The sequence below is a fragment of the Synergistaceae bacterium genome, assembly GCA_017444345.1.
Classification (GTDB): Bacteria; Synergistota; Synergistia; order Synergistales; family Aminobacteriaceae; genus JAFUXM01.
The window spans coordinates 1-10,418 of record JAFSWW010000111.1; the positions used below are offsets into that span (position 1 = coordinate 1).

The 10,418-nt window shown below is 37.8% G+C and carries 10 protein-coding genes and 1 tRNA gene; 6 read left to right on the plus strand and 5 right to left on the minus strand.

What is annotated here, in order from left to right:
- Positions 1-133 precede the first annotated feature (133 nt).
- From IJS99_08785 to IJS99_08795, 3 genes are all read right to left on the minus strand, one after another.
- Complete coding sequence (locus IJS99_08785; protein MBQ7561909.1) at positions 134-1,114, minus strand: glycosyltransferase family 2 protein; 981 nt, start codon at positions 1,112-1,114, stop codon at positions 134-136.
- Positions 1,115-1,208: 94 nt separating this feature from the next.
- A complete protein-coding gene (locus tag IJS99_08790; GenBank protein ID MBQ7561910.1) occupies positions 1,209-2,195 on the minus strand; it encodes a glycosyltransferase family 2 protein in 987 nt (328 codons plus the stop codon).
- Positions 2,182-2,970 carry an MBL fold metallo-hydrolase gene (locus IJS99_08795; protein ID MBQ7561911.1) on the minus strand — a complete coding sequence of 263 codons (789 nt, stop codon included), beginning with the start codon at positions 2,968-2,970 and terminating at the stop codon, positions 2,182-2,184. Before IJS99_08795 ends, IJS99_08790 begins: the two co-directional genes overlap by 14 nt.
- A 115-nt stretch (positions 2,971-3,085) precedes the next feature.
- Here IJS99_08795 and IJS99_08800 point away from each other — a divergent pair.
- From IJS99_08800 to IJS99_08810, 3 genes are all read left to right on the plus strand, one after another.
- Positions 3,086-3,173 (plus strand) — tRNA-Leu (locus IJS99_08800).
- 124 nt (positions 3,174-3,297) lie between these two features.
- Entirely contained in the window at positions 3,298-5,229 is a 1,932-nt protein-coding gene (locus IJS99_08805) for a hypothetical protein (protein ID MBQ7561912.1), read from the plus strand.
- 83 nt (positions 5,230-5,312) lie between these two features.
- Positions 5,313-5,990, plus strand: coding sequence for a hypothetical protein (locus IJS99_08810; GenBank protein ID MBQ7561913.1), 678 nt, complete (start codon positions 5,313-5,315; stop codon positions 5,988-5,990).
- Position 5,991: 1 nt separating this feature from the next.
- Here the strand turns inward: IJS99_08810 and IJS99_08815 are convergent, their stop codons facing one another.
- Positions 5,992-7,572 carry a DUF262 domain-containing protein gene (locus tag IJS99_08815; protein ID MBQ7561914.1) on the minus strand — a complete coding sequence of 527 codons (1,581 nt, stop codon included), beginning with the start codon at positions 7,570-7,572 and terminating at the stop codon, positions 5,992-5,994.
- A gap of 279 nt (positions 7,573-7,851) precedes the next feature.
- On the opposite strand from IJS99_08815, the gene IJS99_08820 reads away from it, so the two are divergent.
- The 3 genes from IJS99_08820 to IJS99_08830 are packed head-to-tail and all read left to right on the plus strand — an operon-like array spanning position 7,852 to position 9,754.
- Complete coding sequence (locus IJS99_08820; protein MBQ7561915.1) at positions 7,852-9,087, plus strand: DUF262 domain-containing protein; 1,236 nt, start codon at positions 7,852-7,854, stop codon at positions 9,085-9,087.
- Between the two features lie 4 nt (positions 9,088-9,091).
- The gene (locus IJS99_08825) at positions 9,092-9,481 is read left to right on the plus strand and encodes a hypothetical protein (GenBank protein ID MBQ7561916.1); all 390 of its coding nucleotides are present in this window, start codon (positions 9,092-9,094) and stop codon (positions 9,479-9,481) included.
- Between the two features lie 57 nt (positions 9,482-9,538).
- Positions 9,539-9,754 carry a DUF262 domain-containing protein gene (locus IJS99_08830; GenBank protein ID MBQ7561917.1) on the plus strand — a complete coding sequence of 72 codons (216 nt, stop codon included), beginning with the start codon at positions 9,539-9,541 and terminating at the stop codon, positions 9,752-9,754.
- Here the strand turns inward: IJS99_08830 and IJS99_08835 are convergent.
- Entirely contained in the window at positions 9,671-10,207 is a 537-nt protein-coding gene (locus IJS99_08835; protein MBQ7561918.1) for a ParA family protein, read from the minus strand. The two genes, IJS99_08830 and IJS99_08835, sit on opposite strands and share 84 nt — an antisense overlap.
- Positions 10,208-10,418: the final 211 nt, after the last annotated feature.

The window sequence follows — 10,418 nt, forward strand, 5'->3', positions numbered from 1 at the left end:
AAGATTAATACAGCAGGACAGCCGGGCAACGTCAATAACTCTTATAATCGGTCATGACAAAGAAGAATTATTTACGCGTCTAAACGGTCTGAACTCATAAGAAAATTTTTCCCCGTGCGAGTGTGTACGGGGTTTATTTATTGTGCAGTAGAAATAAAACGTGCTTGACAAAAGTTTTCAGCTTGGAAATAAACGGAGCTTTTGACCTGAAATAATATTTGCAGCAGTAACGTTTTATATACAGCTTTAATTTGCGGTAAGTGCCGGGCTTCATTTTTACGGGACTGCGATAGAGTGCATGAATCGAGTATGCGTATAAATTATATTGCATTTGCTCTCTTATGCTGGGAAAAAGATTATTAATTCGCTTCAGACATTTTTCTAAATCGCTGAGAAAATTTGCAAGTCCTGACTTAGAATACGCTTTCTTAAAATCTCTTGTTAGGCCGACTCCCTTATGTTGAACGTAGCAATACAAGCAATAATCTATAATGCTGATGCTGATATTCTTATTATCGCATAAAATTTCGAGAACCCAGCATAAATCTTGTATTACTATAATATCATCATGGAAATAATGACTTTGTATAAGCTCCCTCTTAAATGCTTTATTCCAGAGATAACCGCCGGTTTTTCCGTCATTTAAGATATTAGCGCATAAATTCTCACTGTTAGAAATTTCCCAATCAGAATTTTTCATATCAGCGATATTATAATTTTCCCAACCTTTGGAGGGCAGATCACCCCAGAAATATTTATACACGAACATATCAGATTTATTATTATCGAGTTCAACAGCGCGAGTCATAATCGAAATTAATTGCGGGGAAGCAAAATCATCACCATCACAAAATAAAATGTAATCGCCTTGAGCCTGACTTAATGCTAAATTTCTTGCGTGGCTGACTCCGTGATTTTCCGTGTGAGTTACTCGAATGAAATCATATTTTGACGCATAAGAGCCGCAAATTTCCCCGCTTTTGTCCGTTGAGCCGTCATCTACTATTATAATTTCATAATTGTGAGTAAAATTTTCTTGATTGCAAAGACTTTCGAGACATTGAGATAAATATTTTTCGCAATTATAGACCGGAACAATAACACTGAATTTCAGCGCAGACTCTTCGCCGTGAGCCGTGAGCCGTGAGCCATTATACAAATTATCTATCAAAACTGTCAATCCCTTCTATTACGTAAATTTTCATGAATTAAACGCGCATTAACACAAGTGCATGAGAAATTAAATTTTTCAGCTTCTCCCATATTGACGGAATCGAGCTCAAATAAAACACTTTGCAATATTTCTTGATTCTTGACTCGAGTCCTTTGCGGGCTTCATCGCTTAATTCTTTAGGATGCATTCTCAAATTATTTAACGAGGCCATATAAATATCGCACTTTCTCAACTCAACGAGCCGGCCGGGAAGATTCTTTATATTTAATTCGCGCTCCATTCCTAATATAAATTGATTCAATCCGTTATTGTCATAAATTTTGCGTACACTTCTCGTCTTGCCGTAGTCCGAACGCTGCATATAACAATAAAGGCAATAATTTATACTGCGAATCCTAATATTTTTATCAGCGCAAAGAACTTCAAGTACCCAGCCTTCATCGTCCATAATTAATAAACTTTCATCAAAGCTGCGATCCTGAACGAGAGTCCTTCTGAAAACTTTATCCCATAAGTAAGCGCCGACTCTGCTGTCGATTATAACTTTTTTGCAGGCTTCATCGCTTGAAGGTGTTGACCAGTCAGAAATTTTCATTTGTTCAACATTATAGACCGGCCATTTATATGCTTGACCTTCAGGGAGTCTGAAAAATTTATACTCGAAAATGTCAGCTTTATTATCGAGTTCGACAGCGCGGGTCATGACTTGAATTAATTGCGGGGACACAATGTCGTCAGAGTCGCAGAATAAAATATAATCGCCTTCTGCCTGTTTTAATGCTAAATTTCTTGCGCGGCTTGCTCCGTGATTGTCAGTGTGGGTTACGCGAATGAAATCATATTTTGACGCAAAAGAGTCGCAAATTTCCCCGCTTTTGTCCGTTGAGCCGTCATTTATCAAGATAATTTCATAATTGTGCGTAAAATTTTCTTGACTGCAGAGACTCTCCAAGCACTGAGACAAATATTTTTCGCAGTTATATACAGGCAGAATGACGCTGAATAATTTATCGTTTCTCATAGCCTGCACCGGATTTAATAATTTTGCAAGTTCCCGGAGGTGTTATGTGCATTCCGGCAATAGTTAAATTATTTTGTGCTGCATAGTCTAAAATTTTTATTCTTGACTCGCGCGCTTTGTCGGGGTCGGTGTCATATCTCACAGAAATATTTGGGTTCGGCAATTGAATCTCAGGAAAATGCATTATATCACCGACAATTAAAATTTTTCCGGCAATCTCAAAAGCTGTGTGTCCGGGCGTGTGTCCTGAAGCGTCAAGAGCTTTAACGCCGTTAATTACTTCATCGCCGAAATTGAAGAAATTAATTTTTTCGCTGTAAGGCATGAGAGCTGTAATAACTTTTTCGTCCCGCTTGTCATTTACCCAGTAATCGCGCTCAATTTCTGATAAATAAATTTCTGCGTTCGGAAAAGCTGCCCGGCCCTGTGAGTCAATAAGCCCCCCGAAGTGATCTCCATGCAAATGGGTAATCATTATAATTTTCACGTCTTCAGGCTTGATATTATTCTTTGCGAGCTCGTTAATTATGTGGCCGTCATTAAGTCCCGTATCAAATAAAATTTCTTGGCCGTTGACCCTCACGAAATAAGCTAAAATCTGACTCGACATTTTACCAGACGGGAAAAATTTTTTTATCTGTGATTCAGTAGCTCCGATTAGTAATCCCGTGTTAGACTCGCCCTGAACATCAAGCAGCGAAATAATTTCGGGTTCGCCAGCAAATGCACTCGACGCGATAAATAAACATAAAAGCGCAACAAAAATTTTCTGCATAATAAATCCCCCTTTGAGTTAATATCTGCAAAAAAATTTTATCATAACTTGACGCAAAAAATTTCGAGAGTATAATATTTTTCTGTCATGCCTAAGAAGTAAATTAAATAAATTCGCGGGGGTGGCGGAATTGGTAGACGCGCAAGACTAAGGATCTTGTGATCAATTTAAGCATCGTGGGAGTTCGATTCTCCCCCTCCGCATTAAAAGTTTTCTCTCTGATTCGTAACGGTCAGAGGGAAATTTTTTTATTATCAGCCAGCAATTAATATCGTCAAGTGCATTGCTATATAATATACGTGAGATTATTTCAGGAGGCGTTATTAATTGAGAGTAAAGAATATATTTATTTGCGCTGCTGTAGTGTTGTCGCTGATAATTTTTTCGGGAGGCTGCGAGAAATACAAACCGGGCGGCGAGGATCACACAATTTACAGCTATGATTTACGGGGTTCAGGCTTGATAACTCCGGTAAAGAATCAAGGCGAGTATAAATCTGACTGGGCATTTGCAGTGATAGCGGCCTGCGAGAGTAATTATTTATACAGGTCTTCACACGGACAAATAAAGAACACACTCGGCAATAATAACGAGTTAGATCTGTCAGAAATGCATTTAGCTTGGTTCGCGTATAATTCTTACTTGAAGGATTATAATATTTTCACTAGCGACTCCACGCAAATTTTAAACTCTGGCGGAAATATTGAACGTGCAATAGCTTTTCTCTCACACGGAAAAGGATTCGGCCCTGTACGTGAAAGCGATATGACTTATCCTGAGACTCCATCAGATAACGCAATTGCAAGCAATTATAATTACGTAATGAGATTAACAGACGTATCATTTATAGACTATATCGGCACAAAAGAAAACCGGGACGAAATAAAACAGTTAATCATGAATAACGGAGCTTTATACATGGAACTTGACTATGTAGCGGACGGTTTCAACTCTACGAATTATACATATTATTATACTGACACATCAGACAGCAATAATAGACACGCAGTAAATTTAATCGGCTGGGATGATAATATTCAAGCTAATTTATTCAATGAGTCCCGTAAACCGAGTATAGCGGGTGCTTGGCTTGTGAGAAATTCTTTAGGCTCAGGATGGGGCAAAGAAGGCTATTTCTGGGTATCATATGAACAAAGCAATTTATTATTTGCCACCGTAAAAGTTGACTCCGACGACAAAAATTTATTTTATTACGGCTACGATGATTTAGGCCATTGCATAGATTTTGTAGGTTCATGGGCTGCTAATGTTTTCCCGGCGGAGGACGAGAGAAAAATTTTATCTGAGATCGGCTATTATACTACTGCAAATGATGCTTCAGTAGATTTAAGCGTATACATTTACGATGAACTGCCTGACTCAAGCGATTTAATTAGCGGAACAAAAATTTTTTCGCAGGATATAGGGCAGAAATATAACGGCTATCACACTTTAAAACTTGCGAATCCCGTAATTATTCCGGCAGATAAATATTTTGCTGTAGTAATGAAAGATTCATCAAGCGGCACAATCGCAGCAGAAACCCGCTTACAAAACGATACAATCAGAGCAGCAGTTTACGACGGGCAGAGCTATTTTTCTACGGACGGCCAAACATGGACAGACGGAACGCGAGTAACTGACTCAGACAGCAATCATTTAATCATGAACGCGTGCATTAAAGCATTTTGCTTGAAATCTTCAGATTTTGAACCGGATTATTCGTCAATGCCTTCAACAATAGGCGGTCTGACAGTGTACGATTATGAAAATTTGAAGATAACAGTATCAGGCGAGGCGCGCGCAAAATTTGAAGAGTTGAATCCCGTCGACGAAGAATCACCCATAAAAGAAGATTTTGCGTTTGAATTTTACGTGGTCGACAATGACGGGAATTTATTGCCTGAAGGTACGCAGCTTAATTTGTCATTTACTCTAGTGAGCGCATTTTATCAGACAGATTCTATGACAGTGAGTCAATATGGCTTTAAGGACTTGAGCGAAACAGTATCTGCGATTTATCCCAAAGGTTACAAGCCGGCAGCTTATTATGATATTGATGAGGTACTTTGCCCTGTTTACGGTGTGTACGGTGCGACGGTCGGCGAAGGAGGACTATTGACTCTCGACATTTTATCAATTGAGGCACTGACAGAAGACGCGAGCGCGAGTATTCCGGCAGGTTATTATGAAGTTATGTACTCTGACAGCGAAAATAATATAGTAGGGACATTGAGAACTATTAGAATCCCTGAATAAAAAATTTATTGCTCCTGTGTGATTCATGCGGGGGCTTTTTTTTGCTATAATCGTTAAAAATTTTCAGAAGGCAGGCGTTATACATGAATAAAAAATTTTTCTGCGTTCTCGTCATAGTGTTGACATTTGGATTTATAAGCGTCTCAAGTGCTGCAAATCTTCCCGGAAATCTCGACGATAAATTAATTGACAGCATAAAATCTCTTGCAAATCGTATAATAGCTCATAATAAACACGTATTCGAGCAGAAATTAACAGGCCGTGAACTCGATTATCAAGAATGGGACAGCAACGTAACAAAACATTTTAGATCCGCATGGGACAGAGTCTGGGCCAAGAATCAAACTATAGTGGCAGCTACAGCAACGGATAACAGGAGAAATTTTAAGCTCGATCACTTCATTACGTCAGACCCTAATTATATTTTTGCTGGCGGGATTCATGTAGGATCTAGACTTTCAGAGCTTGAACGCTATTTGCGCACAAGATTAATAAACCGGCCTTCAGATTACACTGACAATCATTTATCAGCGACGGGGATTTTTTTAGAGCGCGGGTGTATTCACATGAATTATTACGAGTTCACCGGCTATGACGATGATTTATATATCATGCACTCCAACGGTAGAATAACTCAAATAGGATATTTCACGGGCGGGACTTATTTACTCAGGACAATATCAAGCAGGAGCAGGACAGCAAATTTTATAAGATCTCAAATGCGAAAAATGGGCATGAAAAATTTTCCGAACATGCAATAAATTATTTCGCGAGATTATTTGCTTGAATGAACTTCACGAATCCGTCAAAAATTTTCTGAGTCCTCGTTATAATATCCTGTTCTGTAAAATTTTCGAGTCCGTCAGCTAATTCTATAAGCTCGTGAATATTAGTGCGTTTTTTGCCGGTATTGCCGAGATAGTAATTAGCTTTGTCCCTGAATCTGTAGTCAGAGGCTCTAATATTAATTTCGCGTTCAAGTAATGATTTATTGCCGATAGATTCAAGATTAGATTTATTGCTTAACTCATTCTCGCGCCTTCTCGGTAAAATGTGTTCAATGTCGAATTTAGACTCTAGCGACAACAAAATTTGCTGCTTATCTTGAAACACTTGCCAGACCACGAAACTTTTTGTTAATTTGCTGCTGTTGAGAAAATCGAAATGTGAGAGTCTTTCGCGGACTTGCTTAATATCGAACTCATAACCGCTGAAATTATTTGCATGTCCAGACGCGATACTTGCCATTTCGTTAAAGAAGGGTGCATTATTTCCGGGTCTAACGAGTCTTGACGCGAGAATAAAAGCTGTAATTTTCCGCAAGAAATCGCAAAAATCTTTCTCGTTCAATATTCCGTTATCGCCCTTATTCGCCATAAAATAAACAGAAACAAGAAACGTCCACATATTAGTTGGCATGTGGTGCAAAATAAATAATTGCTTGAGCACTCTATCAGAAAATCTTTTAGTCTCCTGCACTGTAATATCTTTCCAGAAGTCAGCGAGCGTAATCAAATCATCAAAAGTTTTAGCATAATCACGATTTAACAGTGAAAATTTATTATCATCGCGGCTGTAAAAGTCTCTGAGGCTCTCAAGTCCTGAGTCGCGAATCCCTGCAAAAGCTCTTACGCAATACATATAACGCATAAAAATATCGTCAACTGTAGTACTTTTGCTGCAAATATTCTCGAAATCGCGCCACTTTGCGATAAATAAATCTTTCTGGCCATTATTAGAGAACGCTTTATATAATTTTGCCTTGAAGATGTCCGAGTCAGATAACGGCTTGCCCCTGTCATTAAGTGTCGAAAAAATTCGTAGTGCTGTGCTTTGATTAATTGCCTCGATGGGTAGGACCGAACAATTTGCTAATATTCTATGAGTCATAAATTGCAGGTAATTCGGGAAAGAGTCGAGAAAATTTTTTATTGCCCCCTGAAAGAGTCTGTAATTTGATGCGTATCTGCTTTTGCTTGCGGGATCAGCTTTACCAGTGAGCATTATATTTGTAAATTCCTGCGACTCGTTTTCTGTAGCGACGAGTGAGAAAATTTTTAGCTCTGACATATTTAATTTTTCGCCTGGTTCGGGAGTCTTCCATAAACATTTTTCTATGTCTCGTTTTCTGTCGTGTGAGTCGGAATCTTTCATATTTTCGCCGTAAGCCTCGTAGAATGCCCGCAATAAAAGCGTGAGAGTAATTAATCTTTGCTGGCCGTCAATAACTTCGAGAAAGTCATCAGCATTCTTGAACACAACGAGCGAACCTAAAAAATATTCGTCTTTGTCATTGAAATTTTTATAGGAGATTTGCCGCTGTATGCTTCTATTGCAGCACATTTATCAATTGGCCGCAATAAATGGTGGTCTCTGGGTCTTACAGCCTATCAACGAAAACATTTCGAAATTGTTTATACGAAACTTGAGCTGCTTTATCAAAAACTTCTTGAAATAAGAAAAAATAAAGATCCTTGGAACGAATCAACATATAATTATTACGACTCTCCTGAATCCTAAAAAACTTTTCAGTAAGACAATGTGATACAATTATGCAAATTTTTGCTCGGGGAGATTTTGTCAGCATGTCCCAAAAATTAAGCATAGATCAAAGAAGTATATATGAGCTTTTGTCGGAAAAAGATTCTTTTTTTCTCGTGCCGGATTATCAACGCCCTTATACGTGGGAAGAAAAAGAATGTTCGGACGTTCGCACTCCCAGAAAACGGAAAATTTAATCCCAAAAGCGAATATTTTCTCGGATCCATCGTCGTATTCAAGAATAATAACGAACAATTTGAAGTCATCGACGGCCAGCAGAGATTAATTACTTTGTTATTGTTGCTGCGCGCATTCCACACCACATTTGAAATAAATAACGATAACGCTTTTGACTCAGACAAAATCTCCGCCGTATGCAAGCAAATAGCAAAATGTATCTGGAAAACTGACGAATACTACAAACCTTTTTATGATCAGCTGAAAATCGATTCTCAAGTCGCAACCGATGATAGCACTAACGAACTTTTTAATATTTTGCGCGAAGGATTAATATACAACGAAAGCACTTCACGTTATATGCAGAATTATAAATTTTATCTCGGCAAAATTAACGAATTACAGAATAATAAAGTTAACTGGCTCGACCTCCCTAACAGAATATTAAATAATTGCGTGCTTTTCCCGATTACAGCCGGCAGCCAAGATACTGCATTACGAATTTTTTCGACGCTCAATGACAGGGGCAAGCCGTTATCTGACTCGGATATCTTCAAGGTTCAATTATATAAAGCATTCTCCGCACAAGGTAAGAGAGACGATTTTATAAAAAAATGGCAGATTTTAGAGGCTGCCTGCAATAAAATTTTCTCGTCAGCTAAAGACACACCTATGAACGAATTATTTAACCGCTATATGCATTATGAACGCGCTATAGAAGGCCTCAAGGACAGCACGCAAATCGGCAGCAGAGCATTTTATGAACGCGATAACTATAAATTATTTCGTGTTGATCATGAAAGAGTATTTAAAAATTTAGTTATGCTAGCTAATTTCTGGTATGACGTTTTCAGCCAGAATGAAGACAATTTATCACCGCGCGCACTCAAGAAATTATTTATTCTCAATTATGCCCCTAATTCTATGTGGACGTTTCTCGTTTCTGTCTACTATCTGCATAATCAAGACTCTTTTGATGACGAAGATTTTTGCGGATTTCTCGATAAATTAACGGCCTTTATCTGGGCTTTCACTATTAAAAACGGAGGTTCAAGCACTAATAAACTTCGTCCGCCGTTCTATAAAGAAATGCTCAATATCGTAAATAATAAACCTATCACTTTTGCTGAATATAGATAGTGCAATGAAAAATTATAATTTCAGCGGTCAGGCAGCTATAACAAGATCTATGCTCGCATGGTGGGCAATTAATTATAAGGATCAGGCACTCCCTAAGCTCTCTAAAGATTTAAATATTGAACACCTTCGCAAAAAAGGTAAAATAGTCAATCCGGGAACTTATACAATGTTAGGCAATCAATCGCTTTTAGAAGGCAAATTACAGACTTCAGGAGCACCGTTTGACTTTCCCTACAAGAACAAAAAATATTATTCACGTTCACAGATTCAGGAGCTAAAAGAATTATCAGAGAATAATACTAATTTCGACGTGAAGGAGATTCACCAGCGCACTAAAAAAATTTCCGAGAGTTTTATTGAGTTCGTGCTTAAAAATGACCTGATGAATTATTAATTATAGAAACATGATATAATCTCCCCTGAAATCATTTTTTCACGGGAGAATTTTTTTATGTCGAGTCTTAGCGCAGAACAAAAATCTATCGAAGAATTTATGGGAAGCAAGAAAAATTTTTTCCTCATTCCCGACTATCAACGCCCTTATTCTTGGGAAGATGAAGAGTGCTTAACCCTTTGGAACGATTTATTTGCGTTCGTTTTCCCTGATAATGACTATAACTGTATACCCCATGTCGGCTATTTCTTTGCTTGTTTCCCTTGCAGCTAAAGTTTTATCGTGAATATTTCCTTCCATAAAACCGATTTTGACCAATGGAAATTGAAATAATTTTTTATGCTCACCTGCGATCCTAATAATTTTATTATTTATGTGCATTAAGCTATATTTATCAGGCCGTACAGGTATCAACACAAAATCTGCGTTCTTGAGAGCTAAATTTGTACGTTGATTAAATCCGGGAGGGCAGTCAATTATCAATAAATCTGCGTGGATGTCAAAATCTTCTTTCTTCAATAATGTACGTAACGTAAATAAATTTTTGAATCTAGGTTCTTCCTTCAAATAAAACATAGAGCTATTAAAATTTTGTTGTTCATCCTGATCGAAAGCTAGAACTTTTTTATTATTCATGAGAGCGATTTGAGTTAGTATTATAGATAAAGTTGTTTTACCGACTCCGCCTTTATCTTTATTATTGAAGACAGCTACTTTTATAGCCACGCAAATAACCTCCTGATTGATTAATGAATTTATGAAAGTTGAATAAGTTCTTGAGATAAACATATTATAGCATTGACTCGAAAATTTGAAAATATAAGCACAATACATACGAAAAGAGGAAGCCCTAATATAAAGACTTCCTCTCTGATTTAATTATAAACTGGCGACGGTCTGCTCTCCCGTGTGTACCCCACACAGTACCATCGACGCT

Excerpts from the sequence above, each read along its gene's own strand:
- IJS99_08790 (MBQ7561910.1), bottom strand. The coding sequence starts at position 2,195 with ATGAGAAACGATAAATTATTCAGCGTCATTCTGCCTGTATATAACTGC.
- IJS99_08795 (MBQ7561911.1), bottom strand. The coding sequence starts at position 2,970 with ATGCAGAAAATTTTTGTTGCGCTTTTATGTTTATTTATCGCGTCGAGT.
- IJS99_08810 (MBQ7561913.1), top strand. The coding sequence starts at position 5,313 with ATGAATAAAAAATTTTTCTGCGTTCTCGTCATAGTGTTGACATTTGGA.
- IJS99_08815 (MBQ7561914.1), bottom strand. The coding sequence starts at position 7,572 with ATGTGCTGCAATAGAAGCATACAGCGGCAAATCTCCTATAAAAATTTC.
- IJS99_08820 (MBQ7561915.1), top strand. The coding sequence starts at position 7,852 with ATGAGCTTTTGTCGGAAAAAGATTCTTTTTTTCTCGTGCCGGATTATC.
- IJS99_08825 (MBQ7561916.1), top strand. The coding sequence starts at position 9,092 with ATGAAAAATTATAATTTCAGCGGTCAGGCAGCTATAACAAGATCTATG.
- IJS99_08830 (MBQ7561917.1), top strand. The coding sequence starts at position 9,539 with ATGTCGAGTCTTAGCGCAGAACAAAAATCTATCGAAGAATTTATGGGA.